Annotated in this window: 15 protein-coding genes and 1 pseudogene; 12 read left to right on the plus strand and 4 right to left on the minus strand. The window is 70.4% G+C overall.

The features are described from left to right. The first annotated feature begins 56 nt into the window (after positions 1–56). Positions 57–1,256 carry a threonine aldolase family protein gene (locus AC07B0_RS04090; protein ID WP_478896624.1) on the plus strand — a complete coding sequence of 400 codons (1,200 nt, stop codon included), beginning with the start codon at positions 57–59 and terminating at the stop codon, positions 1,254–1,256. Positions 1,257–1,362: 106 nt separating this feature from the next. On the opposite strand, the gene AC07B0_RS04095 is transcribed toward AC07B0_RS04090, so the two are convergent. After that, a complete protein-coding gene (locus AC07B0_RS04095) occupies positions 1,363–3,624 on the minus strand; it encodes a catalase (RefSeq protein ID WP_478896626.1) in 2,262 nt (753 codons plus the stop codon). Positions 3,625–4,303: 679 nt separating this feature from the next. On the opposite strand from AC07B0_RS04095, the gene AC07B0_RS04100 reads away from it, so the two are divergent. The 5 genes from AC07B0_RS04100 to AC07B0_RS04120 all read left to right on the plus strand — a co-directional run bounded on the left by AC07B0_RS04100 (position 4,304) and on the right by AC07B0_RS04120 (position 7,418). Then, a complete protein-coding gene (locus AC07B0_RS04100; RefSeq protein ID WP_478896628.1) occupies positions 4,304–4,888 on the plus strand; it encodes a DinB family protein in 585 nt (194 codons plus the stop codon). 176 nt (positions 4,889–5,064) lie between these two features. After that, positions 5,065–5,226: a hydrophobic protein gene (locus tag AC07B0_RS04105; protein WP_356877514.1), complete on the plus strand. Its 162-nt coding sequence runs from the start codon at positions 5,065–5,067 to the stop codon at positions 5,224–5,226. A gap of 379 nt (positions 5,227–5,605) precedes the next feature. Continuing rightward, on the plus strand, positions 5,606–5,974 hold the full coding sequence (locus AC07B0_RS04110) for a PRC-barrel domain-containing protein (protein ID WP_478896630.1): 369 nt from the start codon (positions 5,606–5,608) through the stop codon (positions 5,972–5,974). Positions 5,975–6,150: 176 nt separating this feature from the next. Then, on the plus strand, positions 6,151–6,726 hold the full coding sequence (locus AC07B0_RS04115) for a hypothetical protein (protein ID WP_478896632.1): 576 nt from the start codon (positions 6,151–6,153) through the stop codon (positions 6,724–6,726). A gap of 281 nt (positions 6,727–7,007) precedes the next feature. Beyond that, complete coding sequence (locus AC07B0_RS04120; RefSeq protein WP_356877511.1) at positions 7,008–7,418, plus strand: RidA family protein; 411 nt, start codon at positions 7,008–7,010, stop codon at positions 7,416–7,418. A gap of 72 nt (positions 7,419–7,490) precedes the next feature. Here the strand turns inward: AC07B0_RS04120 and AC07B0_RS04125 are convergent. Further along, positions 7,491–7,868 (minus strand): annotated as a pseudogene (locus tag AC07B0_RS04125) (transposase); the annotation flags it as partial. Between AC07B0_RS04125 and AC07B0_RS04130 the strand changes: the two are divergent. The 5 genes from AC07B0_RS04130 (at position 7,789) to AC07B0_RS04150 (ending at position 13,254) form a co-directional block, all read left to right on the plus strand. Further along, complete coding sequence (locus AC07B0_RS04130) at positions 7,789–8,655, plus strand: MerR family transcriptional regulator (RefSeq protein WP_478896634.1); 867 nt, start codon at positions 7,789–7,791, stop codon at positions 8,653–8,655. The pseudogene AC07B0_RS04125 and the gene AC07B0_RS04130 overlap by 80 nt on opposite strands. Before the next feature lie 381 nt (positions 8,656–9,036). Then, positions 9,037–10,491, plus strand: coding sequence for a lipase family protein (locus AC07B0_RS04135; protein ID WP_469382361.1), 1,455 nt, complete (start codon positions 9,037–9,039; stop codon positions 10,489–10,491). A gap of 27 nt (positions 10,492–10,518) precedes the next feature. Then, positions 10,519–11,952 (plus strand): cytochrome P450 family protein, encoded by a 1,434-nt coding sequence (locus AC07B0_RS04140; RefSeq protein ID WP_478896636.1) that lies wholly within the window; start codon positions 10,519–10,521, stop codon positions 11,950–11,952. 164 nt (positions 11,953–12,116) lie between these two features. Next, positions 12,117–12,899 carry a lysophospholipid acyltransferase family protein gene (locus AC07B0_RS04145; protein WP_356877507.1) on the plus strand — a complete coding sequence of 261 codons (783 nt, stop codon included), beginning with the start codon at positions 12,117–12,119 and terminating at the stop codon, positions 12,897–12,899. A gap of 166 nt (positions 12,900–13,065) precedes the next feature. Continuing rightward, the gene (locus tag AC07B0_RS04150) at positions 13,066–13,254 is read left to right on the plus strand and encodes a DUF4236 domain-containing protein (protein ID WP_356877506.1); all 189 of its coding nucleotides are present in this window, start codon (positions 13,066–13,068) and stop codon (positions 13,252–13,254) included. A 133-nt stretch (positions 13,255–13,387) separates the two neighbouring features. Here the strand turns inward: AC07B0_RS04150 and AC07B0_RS04155 are convergent, their stop codons facing one another. Beyond that, entirely contained in the window at positions 13,388–14,179 is a 792-nt protein-coding gene (locus tag AC07B0_RS04155; RefSeq protein ID WP_478866449.1) for a PIG-L deacetylase family protein, read from the minus strand. A gap of 328 nt (positions 14,180–14,507) precedes the next feature. On the opposite strand from AC07B0_RS04155, the gene AC07B0_RS04160 reads away from it, so the two are divergent. Beyond that, on the plus strand, positions 14,508–15,089 hold the full coding sequence (locus tag AC07B0_RS04160) for a GNAT family N-acetyltransferase (RefSeq protein ID WP_469382364.1): 582 nt from the start codon (positions 14,508–14,510) through the stop codon (positions 15,087–15,089). Here AC07B0_RS04160 and AC07B0_RS04165 read toward each other — a convergent pair. After that, entirely contained in the window at positions 15,083–15,784 is a 702-nt protein-coding gene (locus AC07B0_RS04165) for an NAD(P)-dependent oxidoreductase (protein ID WP_478896639.1), read from the minus strand. The two genes, AC07B0_RS04160 and AC07B0_RS04165, sit on opposite strands and share 7 nt — an antisense overlap. Between the last annotated feature and the right edge of the window lie 64 nt (positions 15,785–15,848).

The raw sequence follows: 15,848 nt of genomic DNA on the forward strand, positions 1-15,848 counted from the left end.
GCCAGTCCGGACCACGAATGTCACACCCGTACGACCGAAACAAGTGAGCGAGCACCATGACCCTCCAGCGACGACACGACCCGGCCGAGCGCGGCTTCGCCAGCGACAACTACGCGGGTGCGCACCCCGAGGTCCTTGCGGCGATAGCCCTGGCCAACGGCGGCCACCAGGCCAGCTACGGTGCCGACGTCTACACCGAGCGCCTCCAGGAAGTGGTGCGCGGCCACCTCGGCCCCACCGCGCACACGTACCCGGTCTTCAACGGCACCGGCGCGAACGTGTTCGCGCTCCAGGCCATGCTCGACCGCTGGGACGCCGTGGTCTGCGCCGAGTCGGCCCACATCAACGTCGACGAGGGCGGGGCGCCCGAGAAGGTCGCCGGGATCAAGCTCCTGACGGTGCCCACCTGGGACGGCAAGCTCACCCCTGAGCTGATCGACCGTCAGGCCTGGGGTTTCGAGGACGAGCACCGGGCCCGGCCCAGGGTCGTCTCGATCGCCCAGTCCACCGAACTCGGCACCTGCTACACGCCGGACGAGATCCGTGCGATCTGCGACCACGCGCACGACCTCGGCATGCTCGTCTACCTGGACGGCGCCCGGCTCGCCAACGCCGCCGCCACCCTCGGCGTGCCCCTGCGCGAGATGACCACCGACGCCGGCGTGGACGTCCTCTCGCTCGGCGGCACCAAGAACGGGCTGCTCTTCGGCGAGGCGGTGATCGTGCTCAACGAGAACGCGGTGCGCGGCATGTCCCACCTGCGCAAGACGAGCATGCAGCTCGGCTCCAAGATGCGTTTCATGTCGGTGCAGTTCGAGGCGCTGCTCGGCGGCGACCTCTGGCTGCGGTCGGCGGCCCGCTCCAACGCGATGACCCAGCGGCTGTACGAGGCGGTGCGCGACCTGCCGGGCCTGGAGATCTCCCGCCCGGTGCAGGCCAACCAGATCTTCGCCGTCCTGCCGCCGGCCGTCACCGAGCGTCTTCAGAAGCGTTTCCGCTTCTACACCTGGGACGAGCAGGCCGGCGAGGTCCGCTGGATGACCTCCTTCGACACCACCGAGGGCGACGTGGACGCGTTCGCGGCGGCGATCGCGGAGGAACTGGCGGCGGAGCGAGGCCAAGGGCCGGCGGGCGCGCTGACCCCGGCCGAGCGCGAGGAACTGGTGCAACTGCGCCGCAGGGTCCGCGAGATGGAAGAGACGATCGCAGCGCTGGGCAAGGCCCCCGCCTCCTCCGCGAACCGCACGGCGAAGTAGCCGACGGCCTGCGCCCGGACGGCGCCCCTCGCCATCGCCGCCGGATTCCTGCGGGGCGAACCACGGGGGGCCAGGGCCGGCCCGGCACTGCCGGGCCGGTCCTGGTTCAGAGCGTGCTGGGGAACCTGTCCCAGGCGCGGTGTTCCGCCAACGCCCGGGCGATGCCCTTGAAAGCAGCGGAGGGGCCGCCCGCGAAGGCGGTCCCTGGACCGTCTTCCTCGATGCCGACGGCTTCCCGGATGCCGGAGGTGTCGTTCCAGCCACCGACCGCCTTGCCGTGTCGGTAGGCCTCCTCGACCAGGAGTACGACGCGGGGATCGGGGCCGTCAGGTTCGGGCGCGCCGGCCTTGGCGTCGCGGGCGCCGTGGGCGTCGGCCGCAGCCCCAGGGGTGCCGGCGAGCAGCAGGGCATCGAACTCGACGGAGCGCGTGGCGGCGAACGTCCGCTGGGCCGTGACCGGGTTCTTCCCGCTTCCGAGTGTGCCGCCGGTGGGGGCGATCACCAGGGGCACCATCCCGGCTTTCAGGACGGCGTCCCGCACCGTTCTGACCCCCTTCAAGTCGGACCCGGAGTCGGCGACGATCCCCACGACCCGTCCGTCGAGCGGCCACGTGCCGCCGACCTGGGACAACGCCGGGCTGGGAGCCGGTTTCCCGAGGGGCTGCGCGGGGGCCGGCGCGGGAAGCCCGAGACCGGTGGCGACCTCTTGGCAGAGCTGCGGGTCGATGTTGGCCAGCACCGCCAGGGCGCGTTCCTTGACGGACTGCTCGTAGCACTTGCTCAGTTCGAAGGTGTAGGCGGCGATGATGTGCTCGCGTTCCACCGGCGTCATGCTCAGCCAGAACAGGCGCGGCTGGCTGAAGTGGTCGTCGAACGACGCGGGGGCCTCGCGCACCTTCCGCGCCGCGGCCAGTTCGACGGGGACCTCGATGAACGCGCCCGTCTCCGCTCCGGCGAGGAAGGGGCAGCCGCCGTCGAGGCTGTTGGGCCGGTACGGGGCCGTGCCCGCGTGGACGGCGCTCTGATGCATGCCGTCGCGGAGCATGTCGTTGACGGGGGCATGCGGCCGGTTGACGGGGATCTGCCCGAAGTTCGGTCCGCCGAGCCGGCTGATCTGGGTGTCGAGGTAGGAGAAGAGCCGGCCGGCCAGCAGCGGGTCGTCGGTGACGTCGATGCCCGGAACCAGATGGCCGGGGTGGAAGGCGACCTGTTCCGTCTCGGCGAAGTAGTTCGTCGGGTTGGCGTTCAGCGTCATCAGCCCGATCGGCTCCACCGGCGCGAGTTCCTCCGGGACGATCTTGGTGGGGTCGAGCAGGTCGATCCCCTCGAAGGTCTGCTCCGGAGTGTCGGGGAAGACCTGGATCCCGAGCTCCCACTGGGGGAAGGCACCCGCCTCGATGGCATCGGCCAGGTCGCGGCGGTGGAAGTCCGGGTCCATCCCGTTGGTGATCTGCGCCTCCTCCCAGACCAGCGAGTGCACGCCCAGCTTCGGCTTCCAGTGGAACTTCACCAGGGTCGTGGCACCCTTGGCGTTCACGAGACGGAACGTGTGGACGCCGAAGCCCTCCATCATCCGGAACGACCGGGGAAGCGCCCGGTCGGACATGTTCCAGAGGGTGTGGTGGGTGGCCTCGGTGTGCAGCGACACGAAGTCCCAGAACGTGTCGTGCGCGCTCTGTGCCTGCGGGATCTCCCGGTCTGGGTGCGGCTTGGCGGCGTGGATGATGTCGGGGAACTTGATCGCGTCCTGGATGAAGAAGACCGGGATGTTGTTGCCGACCAGGTCGAAGGTGCCCTCACCGGTGTAGAACTTCGTCGCGAACCCGCGCGTGTCGCGCACCGTGTCCGCGGAACCCCGCGATCCCAGGACGGTGGAGAACCGCACGAACACGGGCGTCTCGACGCCCTTCGCCAGGAACGCCGCCCTGGTGACCTTCGCCGCGCTGCCGTATCCCCGGAAGACCCCGTGGGCGGCCGCGCCGCGCGCGTGCACCACCCGCTCGGGGATCCGCTCGTGGTCGAAGTGGGTGATCTTCTCCCGCAGGTGGTGGTCCTGCAGCAGCACCGGCCCCCGCGCACCCGCCTTCAGCGAATGATCGCTGTCGTACAGGCGCGCCCCCTGCGCGGTCGTCAGGTAGGCGCCGCTTTGCGCCACCGCGGCCTGGGGCGCGCCGGTCGGCCGCCCCGTCGGGCCGAGGGTGTCCGGGCCCCTCTGATCCGGCTTCGGAGGCAGGGGCTCACGCGGCCTGGTCGGCTCGACACCCGCCGCAGGCTCCGGCGCGGGCCGGCCCGGCGTGGCGCCGGAATCGGCCCGCTTCCGCGGAGTGGCCTTCTTGGCCGTGGCCTTGGCCGCCTTCTTCTGCACCATGCGTGACGTCTCCTCTTGCCCAGGCCGTGTGGCCCGCGAGATCCTCTGCAGCTCAACCGGAGTGCGGGGCCATGCCCCAGGCGCAACCCTTCCGCCCGTGCTCGACTCCGGCCTCCCGAGTACGCCCATCTCGGCTAAGACCGCGTCCTATGTGGTGAGGCGGACGAGTCGCTCATAGGAGCCGAGGGCTGCCGCGCGACCGAGACCTCGGCACGCGCCACGGGCCCTGAGCCCTGGCTGCCAAGGATCTGCCTCTGGAAACTTGATCGTCCGGTGAGGCGGGAAAGCTACGCTTGCTCTGAATACGCTAGGTAATCGCCACCGGGCGAGCGCGGTCTCGAACAGGCAGGACACTCCAGTGACGGTCTCCAGTGCCCAACGGCTGCCCGTCCTCGCGTTGTCCCGCGAGTCGGGCCGTGCCCGACAGCTGCTGGCGGCAGGGGAGCCCGCCGCCGAGCTCCTGCAGTTCCGTGTCGAAGTGCAACCGTGCCTCGGAGGAAGGGACACCGAGACTGTGGGGGTCGCCCGCTTTGATCATTACGGCCGACCGTACGGGACGCTGTGGACCGGCTCCACCGAGTACTGAGCCTGTACCTGGCCAGGCGTCGGTTCCGCCAGTCGTTGCGGACCACGTACGGGATCTTGAGACCACGAGCAGCCCATGGCTGGCTCATGCCGCATGATCGATGAGTTCGCGAAAGACAACCTGCACGGGAGACTGCGGCGGGATCGCAAAGCGCTGCTCTGGAAACTCGACGGCTTGTCCGAATACGACGCCCGCCGGCCTTTGACAGCGACCGGGACCAACCTCCTCGGGCTGGTCAAACACGTGGCCACCGTCGAGGCCAGGTACTTCGGCGAGGTCTTCGACCGCCCTTCCCCGGAACCGCTGCCCCGGTGGCAGGACTACAACGGCAGCGATCTGTGGGCGGCCGAGGACGAGACCCGCGATCAGATCATCGGGTTCTACCAGCGCACGTGGGAACACTCGGACGCGACCATCAACGAGCTTCCCCTCGACGCCCCCGGCCACGTGCCGTGGTGGCCGGAGCCTCATCCCAACACGAACCTGTTCGCCATCATGGTCCACGTCCTCGGCGAGTCCAACCGGCATGCCGGACACGCCGACATCCTGCGCGAGGGCCTCGACGGCCGGACCGGGCTGCGCCCCGAACACGAGGAGCAGATCGACGGAGAAGCCCGCGCGGCCTACTTCGCGAAGGTCGAGCGGGCCGCCAGGTCCGCCGCACCAATCAAGGCGTAGAGGCACTGTGGGCCGGAAGCAGGTGGGCGTGCCCTCCGTCGGAGGGCTCCTCTCCCTCGCTCAGAACGGCAAATGCGGGCCGTACGTTTTCCCGTCCGCGCTGATAAGAAACAGGTAAGTTTCCCGTGCATGGGTGGGAGGTGTGGGGGCATTCGCTTGTCTGGAGGTTGATAACTATGGTTCCCCTGCTTCTCGTTCTTCTGCTCGCTCTGCTTCTTTTCGGTGCCGGTTTCGCGGTGAAGATTCTCTGGTGGGTCGCGATCGCGGTCCTGATCCTCTGGCTGATCGGCTTCGTGGCCCGACCGAAGGGCAGTAGCGGCCGCTGGTACCGCTGGTAGCCGACCGGCGGAAGCCCAGGTCAGGCATGTATGGCTGTGGCCTGTCACCCTCTCCGAACGAGGGTGGCAGGCCACAGCCATGTCCGCGCGCGGGCGCAGGGTGTCCGGTACCGGGTGAAATCGTCTATCCGGGGTACCTGGGGGAGTAACCGGGACGGCCGCCGTGACGCAGCAGGGGACCTGCTCACCTCCAATGATCGACGGCCGTCCCGGCCCCCGAACCCGATCCGGGGGAATGAAGTCGCAAGGGCGGGGCATGCGGCTGCCAGGCGGAACGGAGAATGCGCCATCCGCCGCACGAGTTGTACGGAAGGAACGGGAGCCGACGGGGAATTGTTTTCCTTATGGTTCTCGCTTTACCCGGAGGAGTTGTTTTCGCGTGACTGAGCATGTGTGGAGTTACAAGTCGGCTGCGGGTCACCTGGCCGGTACGGACCTGACCGGATACAAGGTCGAGGCGACCGACGGGAGCATCGGCAAGGTCGACAAGCACTCCGACGAGGTCGGTGACGCCTACCTCGTCGTGGACACCGGGGTGTGGATCTTCGGCAAGGAGGTCCTGCTGCCGGCGAGCACGGTGGTGCGGATCGACCCGGACGAGCGGAAGGTCTACGTCGACCGGACGAAGGAACAGATCAAGGACGCTCCCGAGTTCCACCGCGACAAGCACATCGGTGACGACGGCTACCGCGAGGAGCTGGGCACCTACTACGGCACCGGCGCCCCCTTCGGCGGCCCTCCGTCCTGACCGCGCCCTTCACGGCTTGGGCCCCGGCATCCTCAACAGGTTGCCGGGGCCCAAGCCGTTGGCCGTGACCCCCGCTCGCCCGGGACATCACGGGCGCTCCGCCCCACCGCCTGCGCCGGCGCCTTTATCGCGCTGCCATTGCGGAGGTGTGGGGCAGGCCTTGAGACTGCGGTCTCATGGACCTCGTAAACCTGACACCCGTACAGGCGACCCTGATCGCCACGGTTGTGACGACGGTGGTGACGACATCGACCGTTGCCGGTACTCATCTGCTGACCCGTGCCCGCGAGCGCCGTCACCTGATCTGGAACCGTCGCATGGACGCCTACGGGGCGGCGGTCCAGTCCTGCGTCGCCCTCGCGCGGATGCGCCAGGAGATTGCCGCGCGCGTGGACCGTGGGTCCGACAACGACACGGTCCCTGACATGACGGCATTGGGGCTGGTCGGGGCGCAAGTGGAGATGTTCGGCTCGCGGCAGGTCGCGGACCTCTGGAACCAGTTCTTCGATGCTGTCCACTCGTGGACATACGCCCTGGACCTTGTCGAAGGGCGGATACGGGTGGTCGTGGTAGCCACCGACAGTTTCGGATTGACTTCGGCGCCCTTGCCGCCCATCCCGGAACCGAGTGCCGAAGAGAAGCAGGAGGCCAACCTGCGAAGGCTCGACGCGGCAGGGGAGCGCGCGACCGCCGCCGATGCACGGCTCCTCCAGGCGATCAAACGCGAGGCCAGGTTCCAGCGGCCCAGATAGCAGGATGCGGTCAAGGAGCTCGCCGCCTCTGACCTACCCCATAACCGGCTTCCAGGTGTTCGGGCAGTCCTTCGCGACCCCGAGCAGAGCCTCGCATTCGGCGTCGTCGGCGGCCAGGTTCCAGCGGCGGCCCCGACGGGAAGACCAACCCCGCCACTGCGTGGGGAGGCTGACGACAGTGCGCCCATCACGGGAGTCGACGGGCCAGGAAAATGTGTCGAACGCGGAGCCGACCTCTGAGAAGGTCCTGAGTGACCCGGAACTGCTGCGAAAGGAAGCCCGTGCCGCGTGCTGTCACATTGATTCGCTCTGCCTCCCTGTCCGATGTTGCGGAGTACGCCTACGCGGCCACGGCCCCGGCCGAGTCGCGGCTGATCTTCCTGGCCGGAGCATGTCCTCTGAATGAGGATGGCTCCACAGCGGCGATCGGGGACGTCGCGGGGCAGGCGGCCAAGGCTGTGGAGAACATGCGGACCGCTCTGACGGACTCGGGCGCGTCACTGCACGATGTCATCAGCACCCGTGTTCTCGTTGCCTCTCACCGGCGGGAAGACCTGGTGACGGCGTGGGAGGTTGTCCGGGACGCGTTCGGTGACCACGACGTGCCCAGCACCTTGATGGGTGTCACCGTGCTGGGCTATGACGGCCAGCTCGTAGAGATCGAAGCCGTCGCCGCCGTGCTTGATTCCTGAGCCGACGGGCCATTCTGCCGAATCGGCATCGGTATTGGCGGCGCCCGGGATGCGCTGGAGGAGCCTCTCCCAGGTGCGGTCGGCCGACCATGGCAAGTACCGCATGTGGACCATCTTCCACGGGCCGAACCCTTCGGGCAGTTCACGCCACTGCATCCCAGTGCTGAGCCGTGAATGATTCCGTCGTGCTTCCCGGCGTCGGCGGCGATGGGGGCTGTCGACGAGTGACACCCGGACCGTGCGGGGCCCGCCTGGATCAGTTCCGGCGGCAGCCAGGGCCTGGCTCTGGTGGAACCTGGACGGTGTTGTTGCACCTGCCGTAGCGGCATGTGGTGTGGTCGAGGCACCACAGCACGAAAGGCTCCGTCTCATGTACCCCTCCATCACGCCTCCCCGCCAGGTCAAGATTGGTGATGCGGCCGCGTTCGCCGGGACCACCCCCCGTGCCATCCGCCACTACCACGAAATCGGCCTGCTGCCGGAGCCTGCGCGAGGGGGAGACGGCCGCCGCCGCTACGGCTACGACGACATGATCCGCCTGCTGTGGATCCGGAAGGCGGCAGCGGTCGGCATCAGCCTGGACGACATGCGGGCCGCCTTCGACGAAGCCCGCGACATCGAGGAGATCCTGAGCAGGCTGGAGGAGACCCTGGCGGCGCGGGCGGCCGAAATCGAACGTCAGCGCGCCGCTGTCCGCCATCTGCAGGCGGTGGGCAACCCGCTGGGGCTGCTCTCCGAACTGGTCACGGACCGGCTCAGCCACCTGCCCCCGGGCGCACTGCGCCCCTCCGACCTCGACGCCCTGTTGGTCACGGAACGGGTCTTCGGCCCGCTGGGCGCCGCCGTCCAGGCCAGCGTGTTCATCGTGCTGGCCACCCACCCCGAGCTGAGGGCCGAGGACGACCGTCTCGACGCCGCCGAGGCCGCTCTCGACGACGGCGTCGATACCCACGACCCGCGCGTCGAAGAACTCGCCGTACAGCGTTGTGCCCAACAAAAGGCCCTGGATCGGGCCATCGAGGCGGCTGGGCTGGATGCGGCAGAGGAGGAGCTGTTCGAGATCTACGACGCCGACCTGACAGGGGAGGAGGACACACAGATGAGCGCCTTCAAGGCGATTACCAAAATGCCCTACGACTTCTCTCCCGCCCGGATGCGCTGTATCGAACTCACGGCACAACTCCTCGCCGACGCCGACGCCGACGCCGACGCCGACACCCACTCCGCAGACCAATGATCGCCCGTGCCCGGCACCGATGCGGCCCGGCAGCCGGTCGCGCCCGGCACGGCGCCTCTCCGCGGTGTCGGACCACGGCCACCGGGCTCCCGTGCGCATGACCGGGGTGAGGGGTGGCACCCGTCAACGCGGCGACCTCCCTCTCATCCTTCGAGTTGCACAGAGATGCGCGGCGGGCCCGGCCCGGCCGTGCCCGTCCCGTACCCGGTGGGGCCGGGGGCCCGCCGCCGCAGGGCGGGCGCCGACGGCCGGCGGGTAGGCGCACCGCCGTCGCCCGCCGGCCTCTCGGGTGCGCGCGGCGGATCGGCGCCGGTGCCACGATGCCTGGCGGAAAGCCGGGCAGTGCGGTGAAGCGCCCGCACAGCGACGAGAGGGAAGACCGTGACGCCTCATCAGGTGGTCGTCGAAGCAGCTCAGCCGATTCCGGGGCAGTCCGGGCCGCCCGTGGACACCCTGGACGCCGTGCCCGGCCGGGCTCCTTCCACGACGGGGCAGCCCGACGCGGAGCTCCTGATCGCCGCCTCCGTGCTGCTGGCGGACGCGGCGCTCACCGCGAAGCGGGCCGGCGCGGATCTGACGGGCGCGTTGAGCAGCTGGCGGTTCGGCCTGGCCTGCCTGCGCCGCCCCGGGTGGGCGTTCGGTACGGCGGTGTCGTGCGCCAAGGCGCTGACCAGCCCTTCGGGGCTCGGGTTCGGTCCGAACGGTGGAGTCGTCGGCGAGCTGGCCCGGATGGCGGGGAGCGTGACCTACCGCCGCCCGGCCGCGGTGGCCATGGCCGTGGACGCCTTCGCGCTGAGGATCGAGGCGGCGGTGGCCGAGCACCCGAACCTCGACTCCGTACTGGCGAGGCGCCTCACCGACGCCATGGTGAAGGGCAACCGGTGGGAGGCACTGCGGGCCCTGCACGCGCTGGTCGAGCGGCTCGGCGTGACCCGTGCCCTGACGACCGTAAGCCCCGTCATCATGGAGCTCCTGGGGCTGCTGGGACTGCTCGACGAGAACCCGGTCAACGACGACTTCTCGTGGGTGACCCTCGCCGGCAGCGTACCGACCACGGATCCCTTCTTCGGACTGCCCAGTTCGGTGCTCGGGTTCCTCAATCCCGGTCCCGGGCGCGCGGAGCGGATCGAACCCGACTCCATCCTGGCGAAGGCCCTGCGCACGTCCTGCAACGACATCGTCAGCTACATCAACGACATCGGCACGCTCGGCAATCACGGCCTGGTGCTGCTGCGGCGCGTCGCATGCACCGACGGCCACGTCAGGTACGTGCTCCTGCTGCCCGGTACCAGCTTCGGGCTGCCGAGCAACAGCACTCCCCAGGACCTGATCGGCGCCTTCGACGGGTGCCTGCGCTCCGACACGACCTACACGCGCGCCGCGCGGAAGCTGCTGCGCCGGGCGGGGGTGCCGGCCGGGTCCGAGGTGATGTTCGTCGGACACAGCCTGGGCGGGCTGACGGCGATGAACCTGGCGATGGACGTGGACCTGGCGTCGACCTACCGGATCACTCACGTGGTCACGCTGGGCTCACCCATCGACAACAAGCGCCCGGCCGACCACACCACGCAGGTGATCAGCCTGGTCAACAAGCACGACGTGATTCCCATGCTCGACGGACGCGGCCCTGCCTCTCCCCACGACCTCCCCGCCGGCTGGGTCGAACTGTCCTGGCTGGACGAGTCGTACGACTACCCGCTGTCGCACGCCCCGCAGGCGTACTCCGGCACCCTGCGCGGGGAGATGGCACACCACCGGGACCGGGTGAACGAACTGATCGCGGCCTACGACGGCGAAGTCGTCGGGAACCAGCCGTACATGCTCCGCGACAAGTGACCGCGTGACCACGAGGGAGACCAACCGATGACCACCCCGTACGACGCCCCGGCCACCACCGCCCCGCGACCCGAGACGGCCCGGCCTCTGGAGAACGTCCTGTTCAGCGCCGCCTTGGTGGCCCGCTGTCTGCCGTGGGCGGACCTGCCCGCGCGGACGCTGGGTCTGGACGCGCTCACCCGCGCCGGCCTCGAGCGCCGGCTGGTGACACACCTGCAAGACCGTCGGGACGGGCGACCGGTGCGGCTCAGTACGCCCATCGGCACCTTCCTCGCGCCGCTGGCCCGTGCGGACGCGGAGGGCCTGCTGGCCCGTGCCGACCGAGCCGGTGCGCTGGGAACCGCGTCCGCTCTCGCCACCGACGGGCGCCGCCGCGGCCTCTCGCCGCACGTGGTCCCGGCGGGCGCGTGGGATGTGCTGACGCAGGAGGAACTCGCCGGGCTGACCACCCGGGTGGGCCGGCACCTGCATGCGGTGCTCGATGCCCGGAGTGAGGACGGAGCCCTGGACGGGGACCACTGGCACACCGGAATGCTGCGGCTGAGCCGACACGTCGTACTGGGGGCCGGCGCGGCCGCGGACACCCTGCTGAGCGAGATGGTCAGGGCTGCGACGGGCGCCGTGGGCAGCCGTGCGTACGAGGAGCGGGCGGCGGCCCTGCGGCGCCGGCTCGCCCCGTACCTCGCCGACCCCGAGCCGGGCTCCCTGGCCGGCCGGCTGTCAGCCCGGTCCCAGGGCGCGCCGGAAAGGGACCTGGCCGTCGCGCACGCCCTTGCCCTGGTGTCGACGGTCACCAGCGTGTCGGCGCTCCAGGCGCTGGCCCTGCTCGCCGCGGGCGCGGCCACGGGCGCCGTGACCTCTCCGGACGCCGCCGTGGACCTCGCCCTGGAGCACTACCCTCCGCTGCCCGCCCTGGTGTACCCGGTCCGTGCGCCGCTCGACACGGACGGACCGGCGATCGCCCCGGGAGACGAAATCCTCTACGACCGCGCCATGTTGGGGCGGCGCACACCGGGGGAGCCCGCCGATCCGGCGTGGGCCCTGTGCGGCAGCCCGTCCGGCTGCGCCACCGCGCGCTTCGCCGCGCTCGTGGGCCGGGAAGTCGTCCGCGGCGCCACCGCGGGGGCGCGCCCCGTCCTCCTCGCGCCGCGGTTCGCCCTGGACCGCCTCCCGGGCCGCCTCGATCCAGAGTCCGTTGCCGTCGCCCTCGTCGAGACCGACGGTCCCCCCGTGACAGCGGAAGCGTACGGAGACCGGCTACCGGCGTACGGGGCGCGGGGACGGGTCGACGCGGACCGGCTGGACCACCACGCGGAGCGGCTCTCCGCCTGCGCCGCCGATACCGGCTGGAACGGGAGCGAAACCGGCGAACGGTTCCGGGCGGCCCTCCTCGCGCACGCCGACCGGTGCGCGAACGCGGCCGCCGACGTCCGGCAGGCCGCGAGGTGGTTCTCGGGCTGAACCCACCCGGGCGGGCGCCGCTCGTCCGACCGCTCTCGAACGCACGACTTCATCCGCGCCGTCGCGATCACCCGTGATCAACAGCGCCCACGCACGTTGAACCGGCAGAACCCGTCCCGTCGACATCCCGTCGGTGACGCGCGATGCGAGAGTGAGGTCCCACCATGAGGGACAGTGTGGCCGAGATGATCAAGGCGGCCGGGGCGGAAATCGACTCCGCCAAGCGGCTGCTCGGCGAAGCCGGCGAGGTGGCGTGGGACCGCCTCCTCGACTGGCTGGTCGACGACTACTTCCGAGTGGTCGCGCTCGGCCTGGAGAACATCCCGGCCGAGGGCCCCGCCGTGATCGCCGTCAACCACTCCGGTGCCTGGGGCCTGGACGCGTTCGTACTGGACAAGGTCCTGGGCAGGGCCCTGGACCGGCGCGTGCGCTTCCTCGCGGCCCCCTTCGTCTTCCGCACACCCATCCTGGGGCGGCACGCGCGCCGCAACGGCGCGCTCCCGATCGGCCCGACGGCCGGCGTCGACCACCTCAACGCGGGACGGCTCGTCGGGATGTACCCGGAAGGCGTCGCCGGCCTGGAGAAACCGTTCACCGAGCGGTACCGACTGCGGCCCTTCCACCCCGGCTTCGCCGTCGCCGCCATCCGCTCGGGAGCTCCCGTGGTACCGGTCGGGATCGTCGGAGCGGAGGAGGCGACCCCCAAGCTCGGCGAGGTGCCGACCCTCGCCCGGCTCCTCGGCGTGCCGTACTTCCCGCTCACCACCCCGTTCCCGCTGCCGTCCAACTGGACCATCACCGTCGGGGAGCCGATCCCGGCGCCGGCGCGGCCCGAGGGTCTGGCCGCCCGCCGGGAAGCCGCCCGACTGCTCGGCGAGACCACGCGCAGAGCGGTCCAAGAGCTGATCGACCGCGAACTGGCCGATCGGGAGAACCTGTTCGACTGACCTCGCCACAGGCGCCGGACGTCAGCCCCCCCGCCCGCCCGGTGCTCAACGGAGCCAGGACGCATGGAACGGGGAGCGCCGGACATACGGGAGGTACGTCAACCGGCCTGAACGCAGGCACGGTTCGGCCGCCCGTCCCGTACCCGCACCGAGGAAGTGAGACGACATGCCGCTGACGTTCCGCAAGAGTTTCAGGATCCTGCCCGGTGTCCGGCTCAATATCAACCGCAAGTCGTGGTCGGTCACCACCGGCGGCAAGCACGGCCCCCGCCGTACCCACAGCAGCACCGGACGCCGCACCACCTCGATGGACTTGCCCGGCCCCTTCGGTTGGCGCAAGACCCGCCGCGGCTGATCCGCGAGGGGCTCACCGACCCCACGCCCCCGGGCCGGACAGGCCGGGGGCGTGGCGCATGAGGCACGGCGCGTCTACGAACGGGACGGCCTTCCGCGCCCACACCCGGCGCGGGCCGCGTGGGGCGTGGGGCCTACCGGTCCCAGGGCGGCGTCCCCTCGAACGTGAGGTGGTGTACGTCGAAGAGGACCGCCGCCTCGACACCGAGTGCGGGGCCGCCCAGCCGCGCCGCCCAGGTCAGGAACGGGCGGGGTTCGAAGCCCCGCTCTCCCAGCCCGCTGGTGTATTCGGCGTGGGCGGACAGGGAGGCGATGCCGCGTTCCAGGGGTTCGCCGGTGACGTCCACGGCGTGGGTGGGGCGTTCCGGGCCGGCCACGCACACCAGCCGGACGCCACCCCAGGGTTCGAGGCCCTCGTCGGCCAGTTCCGGGAAGATCCAGCGGTTGCCCGCGTCCCTCGCGGCGTCCAGGGCCGCGAGGCCGACCGCGCGGTGATCGGCCTGGTTGGTGACACCCGCGACCATCCGCACGGTGAACGCGCCCGTCACCACCACCTCGGGCCGGTGCCGACGGATCGCGCGGACGATGTCGCGGCGCAGGCCGGGGCCGTACTCCACCACGCCGTCGCGATGGTCGAGGAACTCCACCGTGTCCACACCGACCTCACGGGCTCCGGCCCGCTCCTCGGCCTCGCGCAGCGGTCCGGCCTCGGCGGGGTGCAGGGCGTCGATGCCCGCTTCACCACGGGTGGCGAGCAGGTACGTCACCCGCTTGCCCTGAGCGGTCCAGCGGGCTACGGCCGAGGCGGCGCCGTACTCGATGTCGTCCGGATGCGCCGCCACGGCCAGACACCGCTCCCAGTCCTCCGGAAGCGGCGGCAACGGGCCCTGCGGGCGGAACGCGCCCGTTTCATCTCGCGTCGTCATGGACCGATAGTGGCGGTCTGTCCTCCCCGATCCGCAGAGGCGCGCGTCTTCGCCGGTCCTCCCGCGCCCCCGGGCCCGCTGGAGCGCAAGCCCTGGCACTTCGGGCCTGACTCGGGGGCCATGTAACGGGGCCATAGGTCATGAACCATGCGCGGTTTCGGCAACACGTTCAGTCGAGGCCATGTCCCTGTCGTCTCGCCGCCTGGTGCGCGGCGGCCCGATCTGGGGTGTTTCGACGAGCGTTGACCAGCCCGGGGTGTTGTGACGGGCGGTGACCGGCCGGGATATTCGCTGGTCGCCGCTCGTTGATGGTGGTCATACTGCCGCGATGGATCCAGTGACTCTCGAGACCGACCGCCTGCTGCTGCGGGCCTTCACGCCTGTCGACGTGGATGCGGTGTACGAAGCCTGCCAGGACGAAGACATCCAGTTCTACACCCCGGTGCCGGTGCCGTACCGGCGTGCTGACGCGGAGGAACTCGTCGGCGAGAAGCTGCCCGCCCAGTGGGCCGAGGACAAGGACTACACCCTCGGCGCGTTCCGCAAGGACACCGGCGCCCTGGTTGGTTCGTACTGCCTGACCCTGATCAGCCGCGGCGTCTGGGAGCTCGGTTACTGGGCGGTCAAGGAGCAGCGCGGACGCGGGTACTCGGTAGAGGCCGCTCGGGCCCTGTGCGACTGGGGCTGGGCCACGCTCGACGTGCACCGCATCGAGTGGTGGGCCATGGCCGGGAATGCCGGCTCGCGTGCCGTCGCCGAGAAACTCGGCTTCACCGTCGAAGGGACACTGCGCCATCGCAGCATCGCCAACGACGGCAAGCCGCACGATTGGTGGGTGGGCGGACTGTTCAGGCCGGTCAGGCCAGTCAGGGCCGAGTCTGCGGGCGCCTCGCCCGGGGCTCGTCAGTAGCCGATCGTGAAACGGCGCTGGACGAAACGGGGGAGTTCGGATTCGTCCAGCAGGGCCACCGCCGCGTCCTCCGCCGAGACGTGGCTGCGCCCGTCGGCGTCCAGGACGGGCTGGTCGCCTCCGATGCGGAAGCGCGCCGTGCGCTCGCCCGGGGTGATGGACTCGGCCGGGCTGAAGTACGTCCACAGGCGGTTCGAGGTCTGCAGGACGCTGAGGGCTTCGCGGTGGCCTCGGACCGCGGCCGCGTACGCGCGGGGGAGTCCGACTTGGTCGAGAGTGGGGTGGAGGAGGGCGTCGGAGTCGGCGCGGACCACCCCGGGGGCGACCTCCAGGCTGCCGGCGCCACCGATGACGATGAGGCGGGTGCGGGGGTGGGTCTCCAGGGCCTTGAGGAGGGAGCGTGCCGCCGTGGCGTACGCGGACGGGTCCGCGATCGAGCGTTCGATCGTGTCGGCCAGGTCGCGGGTGGCATTGCCCGGCTGGAAGGCGCTGATCAGGACGTCGAGGCCGGGGAGTACCGCTGCGATGGCGTCCGGGTCGAGTACGTCGACCGTGGACCAGGTGATGTTCGGACGCTCCTCTTCCACGTGCGAGGCGTCGCGTGTGAAGGCGCGGATGTGGTGGCCCCGGGCGAGGGCCTCCGTGACGACGCGGCTGCCGATGGTGCCCGTGGCTCCTATGACTCCGATGAACATGGCTGTCCCCTTGCTCCGTTGACTTCCCATCGATCTTTACGCCGTGTGGGAACTATACGGTGTG

The sequence above is a fragment of the Streptomyces sp. NPDC044704 genome (assembly GCF_056433525.1).

What these genes read in the sequence shown, in the direction of transcription:
- AC07B0_RS04090 (WP_478896624.1), top strand. Translation starts at nt 57, where the DNA reads ATGACCCTCCAGCGACGACACGACCCGGCCGAGCGCGGCTTCGCCAGC.
- AC07B0_RS04095 (WP_478896626.1), bottom strand. Translation starts at nt 3,624, where the DNA reads ATGGTGCAGAAGAAGGCGGCCAAGGCCACGGCCAAGAAGGCCACTCCG.
- AC07B0_RS04100 (WP_478896628.1), top strand. Translation starts at nt 4,304, where the DNA reads ATGATCGATGAGTTCGCGAAAGACAACCTGCACGGGAGACTGCGGCGG.
- AC07B0_RS04105 (WP_356877514.1), top strand. Translation starts at nt 5,065, where the DNA reads ATGGTTCCCCTGCTTCTCGTTCTTCTGCTCGCTCTGCTTCTTTTCGGT.
- AC07B0_RS04115 (WP_478896632.1), top strand. Translation starts at nt 6,151, where the DNA reads ATGGACCTCGTAAACCTGACACCCGTACAGGCGACCCTGATCGCCACG.
- AC07B0_RS04130 (WP_478896634.1), top strand. Translation starts at nt 7,789, where the DNA reads ATGTACCCCTCCATCACGCCTCCCCGCCAGGTCAAGATTGGTGATGCG.
- AC07B0_RS04140 (WP_478896636.1), top strand. Translation starts at nt 10,519, where the DNA reads ATGACCACCCCGTACGACGCCCCGGCCACCACCGCCCCGCGACCCGAG.
- AC07B0_RS04145 (WP_356877507.1), top strand. Translation starts at nt 12,117, where the DNA reads ATGAGGGACAGTGTGGCCGAGATGATCAAGGCGGCCGGGGCGGAAATC.
- AC07B0_RS04150 (WP_356877506.1), top strand. Translation starts at nt 13,066, where the DNA reads ATGCCGCTGACGTTCCGCAAGAGTTTCAGGATCCTGCCCGGTGTCCGG.
- AC07B0_RS04155 (WP_478866449.1), bottom strand. Translation starts at nt 14,179, where the DNA reads ATGACGACGCGAGATGAAACGGGCGCGTTCCGCCCGCAGGGCCCGTTG.
- AC07B0_RS04160 (WP_469382364.1), top strand. Translation starts at nt 14,508, where the DNA reads ATGGATCCAGTGACTCTCGAGACCGACCGCCTGCTGCTGCGGGCCTTC.
- AC07B0_RS04165 (WP_478896639.1), bottom strand. Translation starts at nt 15,784, where the DNA reads ATGTTCATCGGAGTCATAGGAGCCACGGGCACCATCGGCAGCCGCGTC.